Origin of the sequence: Arthrobacter horti (genome assembly GCF_030731045.1) — a bacterium.
Lineage (GTDB): Bacteria > Actinomycetota > Actinomycetes > Actinomycetales > Micrococcaceae > Arthrobacter_E > Arthrobacter_E nanjingensis.
In genome coordinates, this window is the sequence record NZ_JAVALS010000008.1 from 93,991 (window position 1) to 119,120 (window position 25,130).

The 25,130-nt window shown below is 68.8% G+C and carries 22 protein-coding genes; 13 read left to right on the forward strand and 9 right to left on the reverse strand.

From position 1 onward, the window contains the following. Positions 1-14: 14 nt before the first annotated feature. Positions 15-986 (reverse strand): quinone oxidoreductase family protein, encoded by a 972-nt coding sequence (locus Q9R02_RS12035; protein ID WP_305996934.1) that lies wholly within the window; start codon positions 984-986, stop codon positions 15-17. A 133-nt stretch (positions 987-1,119) separates the two neighbouring features. Here Q9R02_RS12035 and argC point away from each other — a divergent pair, with 133 nt between their 5' ends. The 9 genes from argC to Q9R02_RS12080 all read left to right on the forward strand — a co-directional run bounded on the left by argC (position 1,120) and on the right by Q9R02_RS12080 (position 10,608). Then, a complete protein-coding gene (gene argC / locus Q9R02_RS12040; RefSeq protein WP_305996935.1) occupies positions 1,120-2,151 on the forward strand; it encodes an N-acetyl-gamma-glutamyl-phosphate reductase in 1,032 nt (343 codons plus the stop codon). After that, a complete protein-coding gene (gene argJ, locus Q9R02_RS12045; RefSeq protein WP_305996936.1) occupies positions 2,148-3,314 on the forward strand; it encodes a bifunctional glutamate N-acetyltransferase/amino-acid acetyltransferase ArgJ in 1,167 nt (388 codons plus the stop codon). The genes argC and argJ overlap by 4 nt, the downstream gene beginning before the upstream one ends. Positions 3,315-3,360: 46 nt before the next feature. Next, a complete protein-coding gene (argB, locus tag Q9R02_RS12050) occupies positions 3,361-4,296 on the forward strand; it encodes an acetylglutamate kinase (protein ID WP_305996937.1) in 936 nt (311 codons plus the stop codon). Beyond that, a complete protein-coding gene (locus Q9R02_RS12055; RefSeq protein WP_305996938.1) occupies positions 4,293-5,570 on the forward strand; it encodes an acetylornithine transaminase in 1,278 nt (425 codons plus the stop codon). Before argB ends, Q9R02_RS12055 begins: the two co-directional genes overlap by 4 nt. A gap of 6 nt (positions 5,571-5,576) precedes the next feature. Continuing rightward, positions 5,577-6,545 carry an ornithine carbamoyltransferase gene (gene argF / locus Q9R02_RS12060; RefSeq protein ID WP_305996939.1) on the forward strand — a complete coding sequence of 323 codons (969 nt, stop codon included), beginning with the start codon at positions 5,577-5,579 and terminating at the stop codon, positions 6,543-6,545. After that, positions 6,545-7,072 (forward strand): arginine repressor, encoded by a 528-nt coding sequence (locus Q9R02_RS12065; RefSeq protein ID WP_305996940.1) that lies wholly within the window; start codon positions 6,545-6,547, stop codon positions 7,070-7,072. Before argF ends, Q9R02_RS12065 begins: the two co-directional genes overlap by 1 nt. Before the next feature lie 75 nt (positions 7,073-7,147). Then, complete coding sequence (locus tag Q9R02_RS12070; RefSeq protein ID WP_305996941.1) at positions 7,148-8,353, forward strand: argininosuccinate synthase; 1,206 nt, start codon at positions 7,148-7,150, stop codon at positions 8,351-8,353. A 2-nt stretch (positions 8,354-8,355) separates the two neighbouring features. Beyond that, positions 8,356-9,771 (forward strand): argininosuccinate lyase, encoded by a 1,416-nt coding sequence (gene argH, locus Q9R02_RS12075; protein WP_305996942.1) that lies wholly within the window; start codon positions 8,356-8,358, stop codon positions 9,769-9,771. A gap of 93 nt (positions 9,772-9,864) precedes the next feature. Then, the gene (locus tag Q9R02_RS12080) at positions 9,865-10,608 is read left to right on the forward strand and encodes a maleylpyruvate isomerase family mycothiol-dependent enzyme (RefSeq protein WP_305996943.1); all 744 of its coding nucleotides are present in this window, start codon (positions 9,865-9,867) and stop codon (positions 10,606-10,608) included. 58 nt (positions 10,609-10,666) lie between these two features. Here Q9R02_RS12080 and Q9R02_RS12085 read toward each other — a convergent pair whose 3' ends face one another. Further along, a complete protein-coding gene (locus Q9R02_RS12085; RefSeq protein WP_305996944.1) occupies positions 10,667-11,167 on the reverse strand; it encodes a methylated-DNA--[protein]-cysteine S-methyltransferase in 501 nt (166 codons plus the stop codon). After that, positions 11,160-12,686, reverse strand: a complete 1,527-nt coding sequence (locus Q9R02_RS12090) for a DNA-3-methyladenine glycosylase 2 family protein (RefSeq protein WP_305996945.1) — start codon at positions 12,684-12,686, stop codon at positions 11,160-11,162. Before Q9R02_RS12090 ends, Q9R02_RS12085 begins: the two co-directional genes overlap by 8 nt. 85 nt (positions 12,687-12,771) lie before the next feature. On the opposite strand from Q9R02_RS12090, the gene Q9R02_RS12095 reads away from it, so the two are divergent. Further along, positions 12,772-13,479 carry a DNA-3-methyladenine glycosylase gene (locus Q9R02_RS12095; RefSeq protein ID WP_305996946.1) on the forward strand — a complete coding sequence of 236 codons (708 nt, stop codon included), beginning with the start codon at positions 12,772-12,774 and terminating at the stop codon, positions 13,477-13,479. 102 nt (positions 13,480-13,581) lie between these two features. Here Q9R02_RS12095 and Q9R02_RS12100 read toward each other — a convergent pair whose 3' ends face one another. From Q9R02_RS12100 to Q9R02_RS12120, 5 genes are read right to left on the reverse strand one after another with little or no spacing between them, the layout of a single operon-like run. Then, positions 13,582-14,076 (reverse strand): nucleoside deaminase, encoded by a 495-nt coding sequence (locus Q9R02_RS12100; protein ID WP_305996947.1) that lies wholly within the window; start codon positions 14,074-14,076, stop codon positions 13,582-13,584. A gap of 29 nt (positions 14,077-14,105) precedes the next feature. Continuing rightward, positions 14,106-15,608: a cytosine permease gene (locus Q9R02_RS12105; protein WP_305996948.1), complete on the reverse strand. Its 1,503-nt coding sequence runs from the start codon at positions 15,606-15,608 to the stop codon at positions 14,106-14,108. Continuing rightward, positions 15,605-17,029 carry a YlbE family protein gene (locus Q9R02_RS12110; RefSeq protein WP_305996949.1) on the reverse strand — a complete coding sequence of 475 codons (1,425 nt, stop codon included), beginning with the start codon at positions 17,027-17,029 and terminating at the stop codon, positions 15,605-15,607. Before Q9R02_RS12110 ends, Q9R02_RS12105 begins: the two co-directional genes overlap by 4 nt. Further along, complete coding sequence (gene fdrA / locus Q9R02_RS12115) at positions 17,029-18,576, reverse strand: acyl-CoA synthetase FdrA (RefSeq protein ID WP_305996950.1); 1,548 nt, start codon at positions 18,574-18,576, stop codon at positions 17,029-17,031. Before fdrA ends, Q9R02_RS12110 begins: the two co-directional genes overlap by 1 nt. A gap of 21 nt (positions 18,577-18,597) precedes the next feature. Then, positions 18,598-19,206 carry an ankyrin repeat domain-containing protein gene (locus Q9R02_RS12120; RefSeq protein WP_305996951.1) on the reverse strand — a complete coding sequence of 203 codons (609 nt, stop codon included), beginning with the start codon at positions 19,204-19,206 and terminating at the stop codon, positions 18,598-18,600. 353 nt (positions 19,207-19,559) lie between these two features. On the opposite strand from Q9R02_RS12120, the gene Q9R02_RS12125 reads away from it, so the two are divergent. From Q9R02_RS12125 to tyrS, 3 genes are all read left to right on the forward strand, one after another. Beyond that, a complete protein-coding gene (locus Q9R02_RS12125) occupies positions 19,560-20,123 on the forward strand; it encodes an adenine phosphoribosyltransferase (RefSeq protein WP_425279268.1) in 564 nt (187 codons plus the stop codon). 100 nt (positions 20,124-20,223) lie between these two features. Then, complete coding sequence (locus tag Q9R02_RS12130) at positions 20,224-22,470, forward strand: HelD family protein (RefSeq protein WP_305996953.1); 2,247 nt, start codon at positions 20,224-20,226, stop codon at positions 22,468-22,470. A 52-nt stretch (positions 22,471-22,522) separates the two neighbouring features. After that, positions 22,523-23,827 carry a tyrosine--tRNA ligase gene (tyrS, locus tag Q9R02_RS12135; RefSeq protein WP_305996963.1) on the forward strand — a complete coding sequence of 435 codons (1,305 nt, stop codon included), beginning with the start codon at positions 22,523-22,525 and terminating at the stop codon, positions 23,825-23,827. Positions 23,828-23,926: 99 nt separating this feature from the next. Here tyrS and Q9R02_RS12140 read toward each other — a convergent pair whose 3' ends face one another. Further along, positions 23,927-24,742 carry a carbon-nitrogen hydrolase family protein gene (locus Q9R02_RS12140; RefSeq protein WP_305996954.1) on the reverse strand — a complete coding sequence of 272 codons (816 nt, stop codon included), beginning with the start codon at positions 24,740-24,742 and terminating at the stop codon, positions 23,927-23,929. Between the last annotated feature and the right edge of the window lie 388 nt (positions 24,743-25,130).

Below are 25,130 nucleotides of genomic sequence, written 5' to 3' on the forward strand. Positions count from 1 at the left end.
GCCGGCGCGGGCGTTCAGGATGCGTCGGGGACCAGGAGGACCTTGCCCGTGGTCCGCCGAGCCGCCAGGTCCCGGTGGGCGTCGGCCGCGCGGGAGAGCGGATACCGTGCTCCGATGCGGACGGTGAGCTCTCCGGCTGCCGCTGCGCCGAAAACCTCGGAGGAGCGCCACCGGCGCTCCTCGGCGTCCAGCAGGTGATGGCCCAAGGTGGGCCGGGTGAGGAAAAGGGATCCCGAGGAGTTCAGGCGCTGAGGGTCCACGGGCGGCACGGGTCCGGAAGCCGCCCCGAAGAGCACCAGCGTGCCCCGGACACGCAGGCTCGCCAGTGAGCCGTCGAAGGTGTCCCGCCCCACGCCGTCGTACACCACGTCCACCCCGCGCCCGTCGGTGAACCCCCGGGCCTGCCTGGTGAAGTCCTCGTAACCGGCCACCAGGTCGGCGCCCGCGCCGCGGGCCAGCTCCGCTTTCTCCGGGGTGGAGACCGTGGTGATGACGCGCGCGCCGCGTGCCTTGAGCAGCTGGATCAGGAGCAGCCCCACCCCACCGGCGCCGGCGTGGACCAGGGCCGTGGTGTCCGGGCCGGCCGGGAAACTCGAGGTGACCAGGTAGTGCGCCGTCATGCCCTGGAGGGGCAGCGCGGCGGCGGTCTCGAGATCCAGTGCGTCCGGCACGGGAAGAGCCTGGTCCGCGTCCACGAGCGCGAACTCCGCATAGCAGGACGAGCCTTCGGCCGTGGCGATCCGGTCTCCCACGGAGAATCCCGTGACCCCTTCGCCCACGGCGTCCACCACGCCGGAGGCCTCGGCACCCGGGGTCCACGGGAACGGCAGGGGGTAGATGCCCTGCCGCTGGTACGTTTCGATGAAATTGACGCCGGTGGCCGCCACGCGGAAACGGAGCTGCCCTGGGCCCGGCTGCGGGGGCGCGGCGTCGGTGTACTCGAGGACCTCCGGTCCGCCGGTGTGCTGGGCGATGATGGCGTGCATTGAGTGCCTCTCTGGCTCCGCGGCGCGTGTTTCTGCCATCCTATGCATCGCCGGTGTCGGGGTCTTCACGCCATGCCGATGCATAATTATTTGCAGTAATGCATATTCTTGCTTCGAGGTGTAGAGTGTGCGCATGAGCATATCCGTCGCCGTTTCCGGGGCCAGTGGCTACGCGGGTGGAGAGGTTCTGCGCCTGCTCGCCACCCACCCTGGCGTGACCATCGGGGCCATCACCGCCCACAGCAATGCCGGTGCCCGCCTGGGCAGCGTCCAGCCTCAGCTCCACTCCCTGGGTGACCGCATCCTGGAGGAGACCAGCGTGGAGAACCTGGCCGGTCACGATGTCGTCTTCCTGGCCCTGCCGCACGGCGCCTCCGCCGCCATCGCCGCACAGCTCCCGGAAGGCACGCTGGTGATCGACGCCGGCGCAGACCACCGCCTCGAGGACCCCATGGCGTGGGAGAAGTTCTACGGCTCCGCCCATGCGGGCACCTGGCCGTACGGGCTTCCGGAACTCCCCGGCCATCGTGAGCGGCTCCGAGGCGCCAAGCGCATCGCGGTCCCCGGCTGCTACCCCACCTCCTCACTGCTGGCCCTGACCCCCGGGTTCGCCGCAGGCCTGCTCGAACCACAGGACGTGGTCATCGTCTCGGCTTCCGGGACCTCAGGCGCCGGCAAGGCCGCCAAGGTGAACCTGATCGGCTCCGAGGTCGTGGGTTCCATGTCCCCGTACGGCGTCGGTGGCGGCCACCGCCACACGCCGGAGATCGAGCAGGGCCTGTCGGCCGCGGCGGGCGAGAGCGTGAGCGTCTCCTTCACCCCGACGCTGGCCCCGATGAGCCGCGGCATCCTCACCACGGCCACCGCACGGGTGAAACCGGGCGTGGGCTCGGAGGAGCTGCGGGCGGCCTGGCATGACGCGTATGAGAACGAGGCGTTCGTCCACCTGCTCCCCGAGGGGCAGTGGCCCGCCACCAAGTCCGTGCAGGGAACCAACCACGCGGTCATCCAACTGGCGTTCGACCCGCACGTCGGCCGGGTGATCGTCTCGGCCGCGATCGACAATCTGACCAAGGGCACGGCCGGTGGAGCCGTGCAGTCCATGAACATCGCCCTGGGCCTCGATGAGGGCCTGGGCCTGCAGCAGCTCGGAGTCGCCCCGTGAGTGTCACCCTTCCCCTCGGTTTCCGTGCCGCCGGCATCACGGCCGGCCTGAAGGCCAGCGGCAAGCCGGACATGGCTCTGGTCATCAACGACGGCCCCACCAAGCACGCGGCCGCGGTCTTCACCAGCAATCGCGTGGCGGCCGCCCCGGTGCACTGGTCCCGGCAGGTCCTGGCGGACGGCCGTGTGGACGCGGTGGTGCTCAACTCCGGCGGCGCCAACGCCTGCACGGGGCCGCAGGGATTCCAGAACACGCATGCCACGGCCGAGAAGGCCGCCAAGCTGCTCGGCATCTCGGCAGGGGACGTGGCGGTCTGCTCCACGGGCCTGATCGGTGAGCAGCTGCCCATGGACAAGATCCTCCCGGGCGTGGAGGCTCTGGTGGACAACGCCGGGCCGGACGCCGGCTCGGCCGCCGCCGAGGCGATCATGACCACGGACACCGTCAGCAAGGAAGCCAGCTTCATCGGCGTCGACTACCTCGGCACGGGCTTCACCATCGGCGGGATGGCCAAGGGCGCCGGCATGCTGGCCCCCGGCCTGGCCACGATGCTGGTGGTCATCACCACGGACGCCGTCGTTCCCGCGGAGCTGCTGGATACCGAGCTGCGCGAAGCCGTGCGGGTGAGCTTCAACCGGGCGGACTCGGACGGCTGCATGTCCACCAATGACACCGTCATCCTGCTCGCCTCCGGGGCTTCCGGCGCCTACCCCAACGGCGAGGAGTTCTCAAAGGGCCTCCAGCAGGTCTGCAAGGAACTGGCGCGCAAGCTCATCGGCGACGCCGAGGGCGCCGGGCACGACATCGCCATCCGTGCTTTCAACGCCGCCAGCGAACTGGACGCGGAGACGGTTGGACGCGCCGTGGCACGCTCCAACCTGTTCAAGACCGCCATCTTCGGCAAGGACCCGAACTGGGGCCGCGTGCTCTCCGCCGTCGGCACCACGGACGCGGTCTTCGACCCGGACAGGCTCAACGTCTCCATCAACGGTGTCCAGATCTGCCGCAACGGCGGGATCGGGGATGACCGCTCCCTGGTGAACCTCGAGGAGCGCGAGGTCCACGTGGAGATCGACCTGAACGCGGGCGAGGAGGAGGCCACCATCTGGACCAACGACCTCACCCACGACTACGTGCACGAAAACAGCGCCTACTCCAGCTGAACACCCCGCCGTCAGACCGGCGCCCACCTATGCCCAAGGAGCATTCATGACCTCCAGCACCTCGAGGGATCTCGGCCAGGCCCAGGCCAAGGCCGGGACCCTCATCGAGGCACTGCCATGGATCCAGCGGTTCGCCGGGAACACCATGGTCATCAAATACGGCGGCAACGCCATGATCAATGAGGAGCTGCGCCGGGCGTTCGCGGAGGACATCGTGTTCCTGCACCACGTCGGCGTGAAGCCCGTGGTGGTCCACGGCGGCGGTCCGCAGATCAACTCGATGCTGGAGCGCCTGGGCATCGAGAGCGAGTTCAAGGGCGGGCTGCGCGTCACCACGCCGGAAGCCATGGACGTCGTCCGGATGGTCCTCACGGGCCAGGTGGGCCGCGAGCTGGTGGGCCTGATCAACAACCACGGCCCCTACGCCGTGGGCCTCTCCGGTGAGGACGGAGGCCTGCTGCAGGCCGTGCGGACCGGCACCGAGGTGGACGGCGAGCCCGTGGACCTGGGCCTGGTGGGTGAGGTGGTGGGCGTGAACCCGCGTGCCATCACCGATCTCCTGGAAGCCAAGCGCATCCCGGTCATCTCCACGGTCGCTCCGGAGATCGGCCCCGACGGCCTCCCCACGGGGGACGTGCTGAACGTCAACGCGGACACGGCCGCGGCCGCCGTCGCAGAGGCCCTGGGCGCCAGCAAGCTGGTCATCCTGACCGACGTCGAAGGTCTGTACGCGAACTGGCCGGACAAGGACTCCCTCATCTCCTCGCTCAGCGCGGCTCAGCTGCGGGAGATCATCCCCACCCTCCAGTCCGGCATGATCCCCAAGATGCTGGCCTGCCTGAAAGCCGTCGACGGCGGCGTGCCTCAGGCGCACATCGTGGACGGCCGCCTGCCGCACTCGATGCTGCTGGAAGTTTTCACCGCCGCGGGTATCGGCACGCAGGTGGTACAGGATTCGGACCTCGTGGAGGTGGACGCATGAACCGGCACTCACTGGAAGCCCGGGAGGAGAACCTCCTGGACACGCCCGCCGCGAGCGGCGCGGAATGGCTCGCCCGCTACTCGGGCGCCATGCTGAACGTCTTCGGCACGCCGCAGCGTGTCCTGGTGCGCGGCGCCGGTGCGCTCGTCTGGGACGCCGACGGCAAGGAATACCTGGACCTGCTGGGCGGCATCGCCGTCAACGCGCTCGGCCATGCCCACCCGTTCGTGACCTCGGTGATCTCCAGCCAGCTGGCCACGCTGGGCCACGTGTCCAACTTCTTCGCCTCGCCGCCGCAGATCGCGCTCGCAGAGAAGCTGTTGCAGCTGACCGGCGCCCCGGAGGGGTCCAAGGTCTTCTTCACCAACTCCGGCACGGAGTCCAATGAGGCCGCTTTCAAGCTCGCCCGCCGGAATGCGGACGGGCCGGACGGCCCACGGCGCAAGATCATCGCCTTGGAGGGCGCCTTCCACGGCCGCACCATGGGCGCCTTGGCGCTCACCGCCAAGCAGGCGTACCGCGAGCCGTTCGAGCCGCTGCCCGGCGGCGTCGTGCATATCCCCTTCAACGACGCCGACGCCCTCCGCGCGGCCGTCGACTCCCAGACCGCGGCCGTGTTCCTCGAGCCCATCCAGGGTGAGGCCGGCGTCAAGCCGCTCGACGCGGAGTACCTGCGGCTCGCCCGCGAACTGTGCACCGAGCACGGCGCCCTGCTCATCGTGGACGAGGTGCAGACCGGCGTCGGCCGGACGGGCGCCTGGTTCGCCATCCAGGAGAGCGGGGTGCTGCCGGACGCGATGACCCTGGCCAAGGGGCTGGGCGGTGGCTTCCCGATCGGTGCCCTGGTCACCTTCGGTGAGAAGACCTCGGCGCTCTTGAACCCGGGCCAGCACGGCACCACCTTCGGCGGCAACCCCGTCGGCACCGCGGCCGCCCTGGCCACACTGCACGTGATCGAGCAGCAGGGCCTCCTGGCCCAGGTCCGGGCGACCGGTGAGCATCTGAAGGCCGGCCTCGCCGCACTGGACGGCGTGACGGAGGTGCGCCAGCGCGGCCTGCTGATCGGCCTGGACCTGGACGCCGACGTCGCGCCTGCCTTCGTCACGGCCGCCCTCGACGCCGGCTTCATCCTCAATGCCCCAGGGCCGCGCACGCTGCGCCTGGCGCCGCCGCTCATCCTCAGTGTGGAGCAGGCGGACCGCTTCCTGGCCGCGTTCCCAGCCATCCTGTCCACCGTGCTGAGCGCCGCCTCGGCACCGACCGCCGCAGAGTAGGACCTCATGACCTCCACACGTCACTTCCTGAAGGACACCGATCTCAGCCCGGCCGAGCTGGTCGAGGTCCTGGACCTCGCCGCCCGGCTGAAGGCCGCACCGCACTCTCTGGACGTCTATGCGGGAGAGGGCCGCGCCCGCCAGACGGTCGCCGTCATCTTCGACAAGACCTCCACGCGAACCCGCGTCTCCTTCAGCGCCGGCATCTCCGAGCTCGGTGGCAGCGCGCTGATCATCAACCCGGGCGAAGCGCAGATCGGCCACAAGGAGTCCGTGGAGGACACCGCCAAGGTGCTGGAGCGCATGGTCTCCACCATCGTCTGGCGCACCGGCGCTCACCAGGGGCTGGTGGACATGGCCGCCAACTCGCGCGTCCCGGTCATCAACGCCCTCTGCGACGACTATCACCCGTGCCAGCTCCTGGCCGATCTCCTGACCATCCGGGAGCACAAGGGCACACTGGCCGGCCTGACGCTGGCCTATCTGGGCGACGCGGCCAACAACATGGCCAACTCCTACCTCCTGGCCGCGGTCAACGCCGGGATGCACGTGCGCATCGCCGGGCCCCAGGGCTACCTTCCGGCACCGGAGATCGTCGCGGCCGGTGAGGTGCTCGCCGCACAGACCGGGGGCAGTGTCCTGGTCACCACGGATGCGGCCGCGGCGCTCGACGGCGCGGACGTCGTGGCCACCGACACCTGGGTGTCCATGGGCCAGGAGGCGGAGAAGGCCGAGCGGATGACCCTCTTCCGCAGCTACTCCGTCACCACCGAGGCCATGGCGCTCGCAGCGCCGGACGCCGTCGTGCTGCACTGCCTGCCCGCCTACCGCGGTTACGAGATCGAAGCCGAGGTCATCGACGGCCCGCAGTCCGTGGTCTGGGACGAGGCGGAGAACCGTCTGCACGCCCAGAAGGCGCTCATGGCCTGGCTCATGCACCGCTCCGGCCTGGCCGTCGTCCCCGGCCTGGACTGATGACCGCCGCCCATCCCGGGGCCGCCAGCCCCGCCACCAAGACCGCCCGGCAGGCGCGCATCACGGCGATCCTGCGGGGGGAGAGCGTGCGCTCGCAGGCCGAACTGGCGTCCTTGCTGGCCGACGACGGCGTGCAGGTCACCCAGGCGACCCTCTCGCGCGATCTTGTGGAGATCGGCGCGGTGCGGGTGCGGGGGAGCGACGGTGGCCTGGTGTATGCCGTGCCCGGCGAGGGTGGCGACCGGGGGCCGACGAGCGCCGTGGCCCAGGAGATCCTGGACGCCCGGCTGGAGAAGCTGTGCGGCGAGCTGCTGGTGACGGCCGAGTCCTCGGCGAACCTGGTGGTCCTGCGCACCCCTCCGGGCGCGGCGAACTTCCTGGCGCTGGCCATCGACCACTCCGTGATGCCGTCCGTGCTGGGCACCATCGCGGGGGATGACACCGTCCTCCTGGTGGCCCGTGACCCCCAGGGCGGCGAAGCCCTGGCGGCGCGATTCCTGGCCATGGCGGAGAGCAATTCCAACTGAATCCCGACTATGCATACTTACTCATAGCAATGTATAGTCATTCATAAATCAACGAACTACCAAGGAGATACCACCGTGACTGAGCGCATCGTCCTGGCCTACTCCGGCGGCCTTGACACCTCTGTGGCCATCGGCTGGATCGGCGAAGCCACCGGCGCCGAAGTGATCGCCGTGGCGGTCGACGTCGGACAGGGTGGCGAGTCTCTCGAGACCATCCGCCAGCGCGCCCTCGGCTGCGGCGCCGTCGAGGCCTACGTGGCCGACGCCCGCGACGAATTCGCCAACGAGTACGCCATGCCGACCCTGAAGGCCAACGCCCTCTACCAGGGCCACTACCCGCTGGTCTCCGCGATCTCCCGCCCGGTGATCGTCAAGCACCTGGTGAAGGCCGCCCGCGAGTTCGGCGCCACCACCGTGGCCCACGGCTGCACCGGCAAGGGTAACGACCAGGTCCGCTTCGAGGTCGGCATCCAGACCCTGGGCCCGGACCTGAAGTGCATCGCCCCCGTCCGCGACCTCGCCCTCACCCGCGACAAGGCCATCGCCTTCGCCGAGGAGAAGGGCCTGCCGATCGAGACCACCAAGAAGAACCCGTACTCGATCGACCAGAACGTCTGGGGCCGCGCCGTGGAGACGGGCTATCTCGAGGACATCTGGAACGCCCCCACCAAGGACATCTACGACTACACGGCCACCCCGGAGTTCCCGCCGGCGCCTGATGAGGTCACCATCACCTTCCACCAGGGCGTCCCGGTGGCGATCGACGGCGTCGCGGTCTCCCCGCTGCAGGCCATCCAGGAGCTCAATCGCCGCGCCGGCGCCCAGGGCGTGGGCCGCATCGACGTGGTCGAGGACCGCCTGGTGGGCATCAAGTCCCGCGAGATCTACGAGGCCCCGGGCGCCATGGCGCTCATCACTGCCCACAAGCACCTCGAGGACGTCACCATCGAGCGCGAGCAGGCCCGCTTCAAGGCCACCGTGGGCCAGCGCTGGTCCGAGCTGGTCTACGACGGCCAGTGGTTCTCCCCGCTCAAGCGCTCCCTGGACGCCTTCATCGAGGACACCCAGAAGTACGTCTCCGGCGACATCCGCATGACGCTGCACGGTGGCCAGGCCATCGTCAACGGCCGCCGCTCGGACACCAGCCTCTACGACTTCGATCTGGCCACCTACGACACGGGCGACACCTTCGACCAGTCCATGGCCCGCGGCTTCATCGAGCTCTGGGGCATGTCCTCCAAGGTCGCCTCCACCCGCGATCAGCGGGTCACGGGAGCCTGAGCATGAGTTCCGGTACCAACGAGGGTGCGCTCTGGGGCGCGCGCTTCGCCGGCGCCCCGGCGGACGCGCTCGCCGCGCTGAGCAAGTCCACGCACTTCGACTGGCGCCTGGCGCGCTACGACATCGCCGGCTCCAAGGCGCACGCCCGCGTGCTCCACAAGGCGGGCCTGCTCGACGACGCCGAGCTGGACGGCATGCTGAGCGCGCTCACGCAGCTGGATGACGACGTCGCGAGCGGCGCCTATGTGGCGGCCGAAAGCGATGAGGACGTGCACGGCTCCCTGGAGCGCGGCCTGCTGGAGCGCGCCGGCACGCACCTGGGCGGCAAGCTCCGCGCGGGCCGTTCCCGCAATGACCAGATCGCCACGCTGGGACGCATGTTCCTGCGGGACCACGCCCGGATCATCGCCGCGCGCGTGCTGGACGTGGTGGACGCCCTCGTGGCGCAGGCCAAGGCCCACCCGGAGGTGGCCATGCCGGGCCGCACGCATCTGCAGCACGCGCAGCCGGTCCTGCTCAGCCACCACCTGCTGGCGCACGCCTGGGCCCTGCTGCGGGACGTGCAGCGTCTGCAGGACTGGGACAAGCGCGCGGGTGTCTCGCCCTACGGCTCGGGTGCCCTGGCCGGCTCCTCGCTGGGCCTGGACCCGGAGGCCGTCGCGGCGGACCTGGGCTTCTTCTCCGCGGTGCACAACTCGATCGACGGCACGGCCTCCCGTGACGTCTTCGCCGAGTTCGCCTGGGTCGCGGCCATGATCGGCGTGGACATCTCGCGGATCTCGGAGGAGGTCATCCTCTGGGCCACCAAGGAGTTCTCCTTCGTCACGCTGGACGACGCGTACTCCACGGGATCGTCCATCATGCCGCAGAAGAAGAACCCAGACGTCGCCGAGCTGGCCCGGGGCAAGGCGGGCCGCCTCATCGGTGACCTGACCGGCCTCCTGGCCACGCTCAAGGGCCTGCCCCTGGCGTACAACCGGGATCTGCAGGAGGACAAGGAACCCGTGTTCGACGCGGCCGACACCCTGGAGCTGCTGCTCCCCGCGGTGTCCGGCATGATCGCCACGCTGGGCTTCAACACGGAGCGCATGCAGGCGCTCGCGCCGCAGGGCTTCGCCCTCGCCACGGACGTGGCCGAGTGGCTGGTCCGTCAGGGCGTGCCGTTCCGCGAGGCGCATGAGCTCTCCGGTGCCGCCGTCAAGCAGGCCGAGAGCCGCGGCGTCGAACTCTGGGACCTGACGGATGAGGAGTACGCGGCCATCTCGCCGCAGCTGACGCCCGAGGTCCGTGGCGTGCTCTCCACGGAGGGTTCGCTGGCGAGCCGCAGCGCGCAGGGCGGTACGGCACCGAGCGCCGTCGCCCGGCAGCTGCAGGCGCTGAAGGCCGAACTGGACCAGGCCAGGGCGTTCCTGGGCTGAGCCTTCCCCGGCTGAGCCGTCGGCCGAAGCGATGAACCGGGATCCCTCGCGGATCCCGGTTCATCGCCGTTAACTGACCGGTACGATGGGTCCATGACTCAGATCACACCCGGGCCCGAGGTTCTGCGGGCCGATCTCCACGCGGCCGCCGCCCTCGTCGAGAAGATCGCGGCGCCCCTGGACGATGCCGCCGTGAAGGCTCCGTCCGTGCTGCCCGGCTGGAGCCGAGGCCATGTCCTGGCCCACATCATGGGCATCAGCGATGCCATGGCACGGCAGGTGGAGAGCGCCCGTCGCGGGGAGCTCGTGGAACTGTACGACGGCGGTTACGAAGGCCGTACGGCCCGGATCGAGCTCGCGGCCGGACATGCGGCGGAGGAGCACCGGGCGGATGTCCACGCCGCCCTGACACGCGCCCTGGACGCCTTCGACGCCCTGGGCCCTCAGGAGTGGGACGCACGCATCACGTACCGGGACGGCGTGGTCCGCGACGGCGGTCTGGCCCTCTGGCGTGAACTCGTCATCCACGGCACGGACCTGGGCCTGGATTACGGCCCGGAGACATGGTCGAAGGCCTTCTGCCTGCACCTGTTCGACTTTCTCGAGGCGCGCGTCCCGGTGGACCACCACTTCGTGCTGCAGCCACTGGGCCTGCCGCCCCGCACGCTCGGCGCCGGTCCGCGCGGCGTCGTGATCAGCGGGATGCTGACCGACATCGCGGCGTGGCTGGCCGGGCGCGAACCCAGCCTGGACACCCTGCGCGCCTCGGCCGCCGCGGACGACGTCGACCTGCCGCCGCTGCTGCCCTGGCCGTCAGGCGTCGCCCCCACCAACTAGTCGGGACGTTCTGTCGGAATGGGTGCTCGTATCCGACAGATCGTCCCGACCAGTTGGATCAGACGGAGAGTTCCGCCTCGCGCGCCAAGAGGCTCTCCTTGACGGTCAGGCCCCAGCGGAAGCCGCCCAGGGACCCGTCGTTGCGCACGATCCGGTGACAGGGCACGAAGAGTGCCGCCGCATTGAACGCGCATGCACTCGCTGCCGCCCGTACCGCCTTGGGGTTACCTGCCGCGGACGCGTAGTCGGTGTAGCTGAGCGGGTGCCCGGCGGCGACCTCCCGCAGCACGTCCCAGGCGCGTTCGCGGAACGGTCCGGACTTCTGCCGCACCGGCACGGACATCGGTGCCGCGAGGTCGCCGTCGTAGTACGCCTGCACGGCGTCGCTCAGGGCCCCCAGGGTGGCGACCTCCGTCAGGCCGGCGGGCCGGAGGCTCGCGTGGACCTGCGGGAGCAACTCGTCCAGTTCTGCCGTCCAGCCGGCGGCGAGCACCGCGCCGTCCTGGGCGATCAGGGTGAAGGGCCCGTCGGGGGTGGTGAGGGTGGTGTAGTCAGCCATGGTGGGCCGTCCTCTCGCTGTCATTCGATGGAGTCGTGGTGCTCCGGCGCGGGGCTGTCAGCGCCGCGCGCCAGAGGTGCAGAGTGGCGTAGGAGCGCCAGGGGGAGACCCCGGCGAAGGCCGGGTCCCCATCACCACCGATGCTGCGGATGCCATTGCGGATCGCGGCATCGCCGGCCAGGAACACGTCCGGGGAGCCGAGCACGCGCATGGACAGGTATCCGACCGTCCACGGCCCGACTCCGGGCTGGGGGAGCAGCTTCGCGGCCAGGGTCTCCGGGGTGTCGCCGAAGCCGAAGTCCAGCTCTCCGGACGCCATCGCCGCGGTGACCTTCTGCAGAGAGCCGGTGCGCCGGGCAGGGCCGCGGAGCAGCTCCGGCAGCTTCTCAGCCAGTGCCGCCGGTGCGGGGAACAGCCGGGTGATGGCCTGTTCGGGATCTTCCGGCGACCTCTGAGCGGTAGGGGAGAACGGCTCGCCGCAGGCGCTCAGTCCCCCCAGCGCCGTGCGTGCCGCCGCCACGGTGATCTGCTGGCCCACCATGGCGCGGACCAGCATCTCCTGCGGGTCCAGCGCTCCCGGCAGCCGCATCCCGGGCAGGGCTCGCACCTGCGGCGCCAGCCGTGGATCGCCCTCCAGGACGCCGTCCACGGCTTCCGGATCCGCGTCCAGGTCGAAGAGCCGCCGCACGCGGGTGATCAGGGTGTGCAGGTCCTTCAGGGCGACGGAACGGATGGTCAGCTCGAGCGCGCCGCGCGTGAGCGACACGCGGAAGTGCGCCACGCCATGCGGCAGCGCCAGTGCGCGCTCGTAGAAGTCCGGGCCGGCCAGTTCGACGCCTGGAATGGCACGGGCCGCCAGGAAGGCGAAGATCCCGGGTTCGAGCTCGCCGCGGTACGGCAGCCGGAGGCTGAGGCTTCCGGGCGTCTCCGGGACGGTGCGCCGCTGCGCCACCCGTTCGGCGGCCGGGGCCGTCGCGCGGAGCTGGCCCGGGGTGCGGTCGTAGACCTGGAGAACCGTCTCGTTGAACTGGCGGACGCTGTTGAAGCCGGAGGCGAAGGCGACGTCGGCCACGCCCATCCGCGTGGACACCAGGAGCTGCCGTGCGGTCTGGGCGCGGGCCGCCCGTGCCAGGGCCAGCGGCCCCGCGCCCAGTTCCTGGGTGAGGATCCGGCCGAGCTGCCGCGTCGAGTAGCCGAGCCGAGCGGCCAGGGCGGGGACGCCGCCGTCGTCCACCACGCCGTCGTTGATGAGCCGCATGGCGCGCCCGGCGACGTCGGAGCGCACGTTCCAGGCAGGGGTTCCGGGGACGGCCTCCGGCAGGCAGCGCTTGCAGGCGCGGTAGCCGGACTCGTGTGCGGCGGCGGAGGTCTCGAAGAACTCGACGTTCTCCGGTTTCGGGGTCCGGGCGGGGCAGGACGGGCGGCAGTAGATGCCGGTGCTCTTCACCGCCGTGTAGAACTGGCCGTCGAAACGCGAGTCCCGCGTGTCGATCGCCCGGTAGCGCTGCCAGAAGTCCATGGCTCCATTCTGGCAGTTTCCGGACATCAATGGTGGCGGTTTTCGGACATCGCAGTGGGCGCCGCCGGGTGGTAGCGTGCGGACCATGGCCGGCCCGCACTCCGAGAACAGCCCGCGCTCTGAGAACAGAACAGCGCGCTGGCTGGCGCCCGGGGAGATCCGGGAGCTGCTCAGCGGCGACCCGGTGGAGCTGGCGCCGCGGCTGCTGGGTGCGGTCATCAGCCACACGACGCCGGAGGGCACGGTCGCTGTCCGTCTCACCGAACTGGAGGCCTACCGGGGCCCACGGGACTCCGGTTTCCCGGACCCCGGAGCGCACAGCTACCGGGGGAAGACCGCCCGGAACGCGCCGATGTTCGGCCCGCCCGCCCACCTGTACTGCTATTTCACCTATGGGATGCACTACTGCGTCAACATGGTGTGCTGGCCGGACGGCCGGGCCGGCGGGATCCTGATGCGCGCCGGGGTGGTCCAGGACGGTCTGGAGCTCGCACGGTCCCGGCGGCCATCCTCCCGCAAGGACATCCAGCTGGCGCAGGGACCCGCGCGTCTGGCCTCCTGCCTGGGCCTCACGACGGCGGAGTCCGGGCGGGACCTCCTTGCGGCGCCGCTGGCGCTCGCGGTTCCCCGGACGGCTCTGATGCACGACGCCGGCCTGGGGGCGGGTGTGCGCTCCGGCCCGCGCGTCGGGGTCTCGGGCGAGGGCGGCGGCCCCGCGTACCCGTGGCGCTTCTGGGTGGACGGGGAGCCCAGTGTGTCCCCGTACCGCGCGGCGAAGGCCCGCACGCGCTGAACCGCCGTCAGACGCAAGGAAGGGCCGGACCACGAATGGTCCGGCCCTTCCTTTCGCAGGATGGCGTCCCGGGATCAGCTCCCTGGGATCACGTGCGCTGGATCAGTTCTGGGCGTTGAGCGCCTGGAACTCGGTCCAGATGGACGCGCAGTCCTCGCGGCCCTCACCGAGGTGCACCATGTCCAGGGTGGACGTGTCGCTCCCGTCGAGGTAGTTGCGCAGGTGCATGTCACTGAACCCGTTGTCACCGGCATCCACGTGGGTGGAGGCGTAGTAACAGGTCTTGATCCCGGCCCACATCATGACGGCCACGCACATGGGGCACGGCTCGCACGTCGCGTACATGACGCAGTCCGAGAGATCCAGCGTGTTCAGCTTCTTGCAGGCCTCGCGGACGGCCACCATCTCGGCGTGGCCGGAGATGTCCGTCTCACGCAGCACGGTGTTCCCGAGCGCCACGACGATCTCGCCCTCGCTGTTGACCAGCGTGGCGCCGAACGGACCGCCATCGCCGGCACGCATGCCGGCCAGGGTGACCTCGACGGCCGGGCCGAAGTAGCCGTCCAGGACTTCCGCGGAGGGAAGAGTGTGAGTCATTGTTCTTTCCTTGCGTTAGAAGTGGAGCCTCAGGACGCCGAAGACCGGCGGGCGGAGAGCGTCAGCAGGGTGTAGCCCACGAAGCCGATGAACAGACCGGAGAAGAACGCGAGGTTCTTCACCTGGACCAGGAAGTCCACGTCCTTGAACACGGTGCCCGCCATCGTGACCACGAAGCTCACGATCAGCACGCCGAGGGCGCGCCAGTTGTAGGCGGGCAGCGAACCCTTCTCCCCACCCTTGTAGTCCGCGTAGATGCCGTCCAGGTCCAGGGTCTGCTTGCGCTCCACGAAGTAGGACGCCAGCATGATGCCGAGGATCGGGCCGAACATCGAGCCGATGAAGGAGTAGAAGAGGAAGAGCACGTCCGTGTTGGACACGAACAGCCATGGCAGCATCAGCGTGCCGATGATCGCGGCGAGGATCGCACCGCGGTTCACGGTGAAGGCCTTCGGCATCTGGGCGGTCAGCTGGAGGCCGGCCGGCAGCATGTTGCCGAAGACGCAGAACGCGATCGCGCCCACGTTCATCGCCAGGATCAGCAGCACCACCACGAACGGGTTGCCGATCGAGTTGATGGCTTCGACGAACACGCCGGGGCGGTTGATGTCGAAGTGACCGTTCGTGGCCACCTGCAGCGACGCCATGAAGGACACCACCACCAGCGTGAACAGCACGTAGGAGCCGAGCACGCCGATCGGGAATCCGATCATGGGGGCCTTCAGAGTCTTCGCGTTCCGGGTGTAGTCGCCTGTGTTGACAATCGGCCCGGCCCAGTTCGAGACGAGCGCGGAGACGCAGCTGATGAAGATCAGCGGGGTGACCGGCGTGTTCACGGCCTGGAAGCTGAACACGTTGCCGAAGCCGCCGGCGTTGACCACGGCGAGGACCACCGCGATCACCACCAGGATGAAGACCGCCGGGTTGGCCCAGTTGCTGAACTTGCCCAGGAACTTCTGCCCGCCCAGGAACAGCGCCACCGTGATCACCCAGGTGATCGCGTAGGAGATCGCCGTCGGGATCGGCAGGCCGAGGATGTCGGCACCGCCCCCGATGTTCTTGAACCCCGGGAAGATGGTCTCGAACACCACGTCGAACGCGGAGGCCGAGGACACCGTGGTGATCCCGAAGAAGGCGAAGCCGGCGATGATGCCACGGACCCAGGTGGGCACCAGGGCACCTTTGTGACCGAAGGCCTCACGCAGCTGCATGGCGAACGGGACACCGTACTTCGCGGCGGCCTGTCCGTTGAGGATGTAACCGACCGAGACGATCACCGCGGAGAGCATGATCGCGGCGACCACCTGCCAGGCGTTCAGGCCGAGGGCGAAGAAGCCGATGACCGTGAAGTAGGACAGGATGTTGTGGATCGGGCCCATCCAGACGGTGATGAACTGCGGGACTTTCCAGCCGCGGTCTTTGGGGCGGATGGGCAGCACGTCGTCGGCGTAGCCGCTCGCGCGGTACCGCTCCACCGCCTCCTGTCCCGGATCGATCATCTCAGGGGCCTCGGCGAGGCCCCCTTCACTCATGCGGAGATCCGCTCGGAGAGGCTCAGGAGGGCCTTCTGGAACGCCTCGACGGGCGGGTGGGTGATGCCCGCGCCGATCATGCCGATGCCCGGCTCCTTGTGGGCGATCGCGGTGTTGATGATGGGCAGGATGCCGGTCTCCATCACCTTGCGGACGTCGATGCCGCTGGGGACGCCCATGAAGTCGAGCGCCGGGATGGTGATGTTCGGGTTGTTGCCGGTGGTGATGTCGTTCATGGTGCGCGAGTAGCCCATGGCCTCTTCGACGGTGCCGCCGACGAGGGCGACGATCGCGGGGGCCGCGGCCATGGCGAAGCCGCCGATGCCGAAGGTCTCGGTGATGGCCGAGTCGCCCATGTCCAGACCGGAGTCGTCACGGGTGTAGCCGGCGAACATCGGGCCGATGACCTCCTGCGCGGGGCCGGTGAACCACTGGCCTCCGGTGCCGGAGACGCGGATGCCGAAGTCGACGCCGTTGCGGGCCATCGTGGTGACCACGGTGGAGTTCTCGATGCCGTTGGCGGCATCCATGGACGCCTTGGCGGCCACCATCCAGGTCGGGCCGGAGAAGTAGTCCGACGACGCGACGAAGTCGAAGACCTCGCGCTTCTCCTTCGTGGTGAAGTCCGTCTCCAGGATGTACGGGGCCAGGGCCTGGATCAGCAGGGTGGTGCCGGCCACGTTGCGGTTGTGCGCCTCGTCGCCCATGTGCAGGGCCTGGGAGAGCATCAGACGCAGGTCCAGGCCGTCGGTGTTGAGCTCCATGGCGCCTGCGAGCACCGGGCCGAACACATCGCGCATCCAGTTCAGGCGGTCGATGACCGACTGGTCGTTCGCGCCGAAGCGGAGGATCTTGGAGAGCTGCTCGGACAGGTTGGTGTAGGCGGTGTTGCCGTAGGTGCGGTTGGTGACCTTGTGCACCCACATGCTCGCACTGGTCACACCGGCCATGGAGCCGACCGACTGGTGCTCGTGGCACGGGGAGAACGTGATTTCACCGGAGGAGGCGAGCTCAAAGGCCTCGTCGAGGTCCTTGGCCAGGCCTTCGAAGACCAGAGCGCCGGTCACGGCGCCCTTCATGGGGCCGGACATGCGCGGGAACCCGATCGGCGGGCCGGAGTGCAGGATGGTGGTCTTGGTCATCCCGGGGACGGCGTCGATCGCCTGGCCGAAGCCCTCCAGGAACGGCTGGGAGCCGAGGATGCGCTCCAGGGCGACCTGGTTGGCTGCGTCGATCTTCTCGGCGACGGCCGGGTCCTCGAGGCGGCTCAGCGCGGCGATGACCTCGGGGTCGCCGCCACCCGGCGGGGTCCAGTCCATCAGCACGGGCTCGACGCCCTGGGTCTTCAGATCGGCTGCGAACATGTCGAGGCCGAGGTTGATCGGCTTCAGGCTTGCGGAGAACAGATCGTTGACGCTCATCAGTTGTCACCCTTCGCGACGAATTCGCGGGCCAGCAGCCCGAGGTTGGTGGAGGAGGAGGCGATGGTCACGCCGGCGGCTTCGAGCTGGGCGACCTGGCCTGCGAACGCCGGGGTGTCCAGGTCGGTGCCGAGCACGTAGCCGAGGATCTCCAGGTGCTGACCACGGGCGGCGGCCTTGGCCTTGGCCTCGGTGATCGCCGGGATGGTCACGCCGACCGGGTCTTCGTGTGCGCCGAAGCCGAGGACGAAGTCCATGGCGATGACGCCGACGCTCGGGTCGTCGGCTTCCTGGACGATGCGCTGCAGACGCAGCGACGGGTCGATCATCGGGTGCGGACGGCCGTTGGTGAAGTCGTCGTCGCCCATGTCGAGGAAGGTGTGCTCGCGGGAGGCATCCATCGCGCCGATCTTGTAGTCGGCGTTCTTCTGGATGTTGGAGTACACGTTCTCGTACTTGTCGAGGGCCGCGAACATGGACTCATCACAGAGCGTGCCGCCGCAGAACAGGCCGCGGATGTACTTCTGCTCGGGGGCGAGCTTGGCGCGCACCTCCTCGACCAGCGGGATGTTCAGCGGGTGCTTGTCCAGGGTGGACTCGTCGATGCCACTGGCGACGACGGCGGCGATGGCCAGCGGCTTGGAGCCCTGGACGATCGTCACGTTGTCGTAGCCGGACTCGGTGCGGTCGGAGCCGAGGAAGGTCACGAACACCGGCTTGGACGCGGCGCCGGCGACGGCGAGCACCTTCTCGGCGACCTCCTCTGCCGGGGGCTTGGAGATGATGACGATGACCTTGGTCTCCGGGTCGGCGTCGAGGGCGTTGATGCCGTCGATCATGGAGATGCCGCCGATTTCGGTGGACAGGTCGCGGCCGCCGGTGCCGATCAGCTGGGACACACCGCCGCCGAAGTCGTGGATCCGGACGGAGAGCTCCTGGCTGCCGGTGCCGGAGGCGCCGACGATGCCGATGTTGCCGCGGCGGACCGCGTTGGAGAACGCCAGGCCGACGCCGTTGATGATCGCGGTGCCGCAGTCCGGCCCCATCACGATCAGGCCCTTCTCGTGGGCGAGGTTCTTCAGGGACAGCTCGTCCTCGACGGACACGTTGTCGGAGAAGATCATGACGCTCTTGTCCGCGTTCAGCGCCTTGCGGGCCTCACGGGCGGCGAAGGCTCCGTTGACGGAGATCAGCACGAAGTTGCTGTCCGGGGCCTCGGCGAACGCACTGTCCAGGGTGCGGTAGCGGGTCTCGGTGGCCTCGCCGGCCTTCTTGTCCTTGCGGGCCAGGATGTCGTTGACGGACGCGATCGCGGCCTCAAGGGTGTCCTCGGATGCGTCGATCACGATCATCAGATCGCTGGGCTTGGCCTCGTCGATCGCGGGGTCCTGGACGCCGACGTTGAGCAACACCTCCTTGTTCATCGGGGTCGCCATGCCCAGCAGCGCCTGGGTGACGCCCTCGACGGCGTTCGCCTTCGTGCTCATGGACATGAGTGAGACGGAGTCGAGGTAGGTGTTCTTCCTGATGTCGATGTGCCTGCTCATCAGTTTTCCCTTCGGGAGGTCTTAGGCCAGGTGGCGTTCGAGGATGGAGACGATTTCGGTGTAGCCCTTTTCGCGGGCCAGTTCGATGGGGGGAACGCCCCACTTGTCGGGCATGCCGGGCTTGGCGCCGTGCTGCAGGAGCAGCCCGACGAGTTCCTGGCGGACGGGGCCGCCGTCGCCGAGGATGATCGTTTCGATCAGCGCGGTCCAGCCGAGGTTGTTCGTCAGGTTGACGTTGATACGGGTGTTCTCGAGCAGGTAGCGGACCAGCTCAAGGTAGCCCTTCTCAGCGGCGGGGGTCAGGCCGTTGCCGCCCATGCGGGTCAGGGCCTTGAGGTCGGTGCCGGCCTCGACCATGATCTTGACCAGTTCGAGCTGGTCGTTGATGCAGCCGTGAAGGAACGGGTTGGCGCAGATCTGGTCCTGAGCGTCGATGTCGACGCCCTCGGCGATGAGGGCGCGGACGACGTCGAGGTGGCCGGCGCGTGCGGCGCGCAGGATCGCGGTGGCCTCTTCACGGTCGACGGCGTTCTTGTCGGCGCCGTTGGCCAGTGCGGCCTTCACGGCGTCGAGATCGCCCGCGGCCGCGGCTTCCAGGTACGTCTCGTCCACGGTACGGGTGTCGAGCATGGGGTACTCCTTCGTGATTCCTGCTGAATCGTTCCTCGGCCGCCAGGCCGTGTTGCTGTTTGGTATCCGAAAGTTGGCGCACGTGGCGTCGACGCCACGGCATGGTCGATGACCTATGTGACGTCCTGCTATTGAATATACGCCTGTTTTGTGGTTCTTTCCGATCCAGGTGGGGTCGCGACCGCGCCTCAACGTGACGCGGATCACTTTGTTAGGTATACCATTTTGACCCTGGGAAAACTACCCGCTGCCGAGCCTGGCCCGCGCGAGCCTGGAGCGGTCCGGACTTGCGCGGCGGCCGGCGGCTTCCGAAGCAATTGTGACCGTCGCCACTCCGGGTTGACAGGCCTAAGATGGACGCCGTGTCAGCTGCAATCCACGAATCCGCCCTTGCCGTCCTCGACCGCCTCTGCGCCGTCATCCCCGACTACCCGGAAGAGGGGATCGTCTTCCGCGATCTGACCCCCGTGTTCGCCGACGGAGCCGGCTTCCGCACCGTGGTGGAAGCACTCATCGAGCCGTTCAGGGGCGGCTTCGACGTGGTGGCCGGCGTCGAGGCGAGGGGCTTCCTGCTCGCCGCCGCGGCCGCCTACGCCTCCGGGACCGGCGTCGTCGCCGTCCGCAAGGCGGGCAAGCTGCCGCGGGAGACGTTCTCGCAGGATTACGCCCTGGAATACGGCAGTGCCACGCTGGAGATCCACAAGAACGACCTCGCCCCGGGAACCCGGGTCCTGCTGCTGGACGACGTCCTGGCCACCGGCGGAACCCTCGCCGCGGCCCATGCGCTCTTCGAGCGGGCCGGCACCCAGGTGACCGGCATCGGCGTCGTGCTCGAACTCGATGGACTGCCTGGCCGCGAGCGGCTCTCCGCCGCCGGCGTCGACCCGGAATCCGTGCACGTGCTCCAGAAGGTCTGAGCTTCCCCGCTCAGATACCCAATCGTTCACCTGGATGGTTGTAGAATGGACGGTCCGTTATTCATAACGGTGGTGAATCGTGGGGAAGAGGAGTTGCCTGATGCTCGAGACCGACCTGGCGCACGAACGCGATTACGTCCATGGGCTGTACAGCCGCCTGGACGAGCTGCGCGAGGAGAAGAGGGCTCAGCTCGCCCGGGTACGGCGCAGCGGCGCCGTCGGCAGTATTCAGAACGTGTCGGAGCGGGATGCTTTCGCGGCCCTCTATGAGGACCGGCTGGCCCAGCTCGACGCCGTGGAGGACCGTCTGGTCTTCGGCCGCCTGGATCTTGATGAGGGCGGACCGCAGTACATCGGCCGCATCGGACTCTCCACGGAGGACCTCCAGCGGCTCATGGTGGACTGGCGCGCGCCGGAGGCCGGGCACTTCTATCAGGCCACCGCGTTCGACCGGCAAGGCGTCCGCCGTCGCCGGCACTTGATCCTGGCCGGACGCGAGCTGAAGGCCATGGAAGACGACGTCCTGGATCCGGGCATGCTCAGCGAGCACGGCGGTCATCAGGGCGAGGGGGCGCTCCTGGCCGCGCTGAACTCCAAACGCACCGGCCAGATGTCGGACATCGTCAGCACCATCCAGGCCGAGCAGGACCGGATCATCCGCAGCACCATCTCCGGCGCACTCGTGGTCCAGGGCGGCCCCGGCACCGGCAAGACGGCCGTGGCGCTCCACCGCGCCGCGTACCTGCTGTACTCCCACCGTGAGCGGCTGAAGTCGGCCGGCGTCCTCCTGGTCGGTCCCAGCAGCTCCTTCATGAAATACATCGAACGTGTCCTGCCCTCGCTCGGTGAGACCGGCGTGGTCATGGCGAGCCTCGGCCGCCTCTACCCGGGTGTGGACACCGTGGCCGAACATGACCCCCGGGTTGCCGCGCTCAAGGGCCGCCTGGCCATGGCCGTCGTGGTGGCCAACGCCGTCGCGCAGCGTCAGCGGACGTTCGCACAGCCGCGCACGGTGGTGGTGGACGGCTACCGGCTGGTCCTCTCGCCGAGGCAGGTCTCCCGCGCCCGCGACAAGGCCCGCCAGACCGGCAAGCCGCACAACGAGGCACGCGCCACCTTCGTCAAGATCCTGCTGCGGGAACTCACCGAGCAGATGACCGAGAAGGTCCTGGCATCCAGCCCGGGCAACAGCGCCGACCGCTCGTACCTGGCGGAGGACGTGCGGTCCTCCCGGGATGTCCGGGTGGCGCTCAACCTGGCCTGGATGCCGGTCACACCGGAGAAGCTCCTCACGGATCTGTTCTCCAAGCCCGCCATCCTGCGCGCGTGCACCCCCGGGTTCACCGATGAGGAGCGGGCTCTGCTGGTACGAGCTGCCGATGCACGGTGGACCGAGTCGGACGTCCCCCTCCTCGACGAGGCCGCCGAGCTCCTGGGCGAGTACGACATCCACGCCGGACGCAACGCGGCCGCGGCCGAGCGCCAGCGGGAACGCGACCTCGAGGACGCCAAGCGCGCGCTCGCCGACATCGAGCATCTGGAGAGCACCCCGAACTTCACCGCGGAGGAGATCGTGGAGGCCAACACCCTGCATGACGCCCGCCTCGGCGCCTCGGACCGCGCCCGCGGGGACCGGACCTGGGCCTATGGCCACGTGGTGGTGGATGAGGCGCAGGAGCTCTCCCACATGCAGTGGCGCCTCCTGGCCCGCCGCTGCCCGCTGAAGTCCTTCACGATCGTCGGCGACATCGCCCAGACCAGCTCGGCCGCCGGCGCCCAGTCCTGGGCCTCGGCGCTGACACCGGAGTTCGGCAAGCACTGGCGGCTGGAGGAGCTGACGGTCAACTACCGCACGCCGTCGCAGATCGCCGAGGCGGCCGTCCGCATGGCGAACGCCGCCGGGCAGATCGTCTCCGCCCCGAAGGCCGTCCGGGAGGGCACCTGGGAGACGGTCATCGACCGTGTGGCGCGCGACGGCGTCGTGCCCGCCCTGGTGGGCGCACTGCCTGAGGAGCTCTCACTGCTCGACGGCGGCCTGCTGGCCGTCATCGCGGGTGAGCGTCAGCTGGCCCCGGCCACGAAGGCCCTCCGCGCCGTGTACGGCACACGGGTGGGCGGAGGCTCGGGCAGCTACGAGCAGGACATCGTGGTCATCAGCCCGCAGGAGGCGAAGGGCCTGGAGTTCGACGGCGTCGTGATTCTCGAGCCGAATGAGCTCCTGGAGGAGGCGCACGGCCGGCTGGGCGATCTGTATGTGGCCATGACGCGCCCCACGCAGCGGCTTCGGCTGATCGCTTCTGGACCGGTCCCGGACGGTATCGAAGCGGTCGGTTCGTCCACGGTCTGAGACGGGCCGCACGGAATGCTACTTTGAGAGGGTGTCACAGCTGAGCGAAACCATGCCGGGCGCAAGCCTGGAGAACCAGAAGAACGATCCCGCCTTCGCCAACGTCTGGCAGGACCTGAAGTGGCGTGGCCTCATCCACGTGTCCACGGATGAGGCGGAGCTGGAGAAACTCCTTGCCGGCGAGCCTGTGACCTACTATTGCGGCTTCGACCCGACGGCCCCGAGCCTGCACCTGGGCAACCTGGTCCAGCTGCTGGTCATGCGCCGTTTGCAGCTGGCCGGCCACAAGCCCCTGGGTCTGGTGGGCGGCTCCACCGGCCTGATCGGCGACCCGCGTCAGACGGCCGAGCGTGTCCTGAACACCAAGGAGACGGTGGCCGAGTGGGTGGGACGTCTTCAGAGCCAGGTCTCGCGCTTCCTGTCCTTCGAGGGGGAGAACGCCGCCCGCCTGGTGAACAACCTGGACTGGACGGCGCCGCTGTCCGCCATCGACTTCCTGCGTGAGATCGGCAAGCACTTCCGCGTCGGGACGATGGTCAAGAAGGACATCGTGGCCAGCCGCCTGAACTCGGATGAGGGCATCAGCTACACCGAGTTCAGTTACCAGATCCTGCAGGGCATGGACTACCTGGAGCTGCACCGTGCCTACGACTGCGTCCTGCAGACCGGCGGCAGCGATCAGTGGGGCAACCTGACCAGTGGCACCGAGCTGATCCGCAAGGTCGAAGGCCACAGCGTCCACGCGCTGGGCACGCCCCTGATCACCAACTCGGACGGCACCAAGTTCGGCAAGAGCGAGGGCAACGCCGTCTGGCTTGACGGCGACATGTGCTCGCCGTACACCTTCTACCAGTTCTGGCTCAACACGTCCGACGCGGATGTGGTGGACCGCCTGAAGGTCTTCACGTTCCTCCGCCGTGCCGAGATCGAGGAACTCGCCATCGCCGTGGCGGAGCGCCCGTTCGCCCGTGACGCCCAGCGCCGCCTGGCGTGGGAGGTCACCAGCCTGGTGCACGGTGTGGACGCGACCGAGAAGGTCATCGCGGCGTCCGCGGCCGTGTTCGGCAACGGCGATCTGTCCGTGCTGGACGAGCCGACGCTCCTGGCGGTCTCCGCGGAGCTCGCGTCCGCTACCGTGGCGGCCGATGAGCTGGCTGTGGTGGACCTGCTGGTGGCCACGGGCCTGGTGAAGTCCAAGTCCGACGCCCGCCGCACCATCACCGAGGGCGGCGCATACGTCAACAACGCCAAGGTGAGCGACGTGGACCAGGTGGTCTCCTCCGGCGAACTGCTGCACGGCAAGTACCTGCTGCTGCGCCGCGGCAAGAAGAACCTCGCGAGCATCACGGTCTCCTGACCGCAGGCCTCGCAGAAAGACGGCCCGTCCTCTCCCGGCCGCCCACGTTCCAGTGGGCTTGCGGGGGAGGGCGGGCCGTCGTCGTACCTGGTGATCCGGTCAGAGATCCACGCGGTTGGCGAGGACTGGCAGGGTGGCGCGTGCCTGCGCCACCACCTCCGGATCCAGCTCGGCGACGAGCAGCTGCACGGCGCCGTCGGCACGGATGACATCCGTGCCGAGCGGGCCGACGACGCCGGAGTGCCCCACGCCGGTGGGAAGGTTCTTCGGGTTCTCAATGCCGAGCGCGGCCGGGTCCGCCTGCCCGGCGGCGAGGACGTAGCTGGTGGTGTCGAGCGCCCGGGCACGGGTGAGCAGTTCCCAGTGCTCCACCTTGCCGGGACCGGGACCCCAGGATGCGCAGACGATGTGAGCCTGGGCGCCGGCCAGGGCATTAGCGGTGAAGAGGGCGGGGAAGCGGACGTCGTAGCAGGTGGCAAGACCGAACGTGATCCCTTCCACGGTGAACGTGACCGGGGTGGCCCCGGGCTCCACGGTGTCCGACTCCGCGAAGCCGAACGCGTCGTAGAGGTGGATCTTGGTGTAGGAGGTCTCCACCTCCGGCCCGGTGACCAGGAGGGTGTTACGGACCCGGGAGCGTCCTCCGTGCGTGGCTGAACCATCGCCCGGGTTGAACATGCCGGCCACCACGGTCACGCCGTTATCCCGGGCGATCGTCCGGACCTCTTCCGCCCACGCGCCGTCCAGGGGTTCCGCCACCGGGCCCAGGGGATTGCCGAAGGCGCACATGCTCGCTTCCGGGAACACCACCAGCCGCGCACCGGCGGCCGCGGCCTGGGCCGTGTGGTGGCGGATCAGTTCAAGGTTCCCCTGGGGATCGGATCCACTGAGGATCTGGGCGAGTGCGACGCGCATGGCGGCTCCTTGTACGGGAGGGTCTGTTGTCCGTTCCAGCATGTTCCGTCCGGGGGAGGGAGTCCAGCCTGATGGTCATCCCGGGCCGGCCTGGAGAGGCGCTCGAAGCACCGCCGGACGGCCGATTTGCGAGCAGCGCCGGTGGCGTGTAAAGTTGATCAGGTCGCCGCGACGGGGGCTGGAGGGGCTGAGAGGTTCTTCTGGTCGGGAGTCGGGTGGTTTGAATCCTTCGATGATCATCATGTGTGGTGTGTTTCGTTGTGATGTCTGTTGTTTGAGAACTCAATAGTGTGTCATGTTTTTTTGATACCAAATGTTTTGTTTGGTGGATGCTGATCATCACCCCGTGGTGGTTGGTGTTTGCCGGGTTTTGAATTTTCTGATGGAG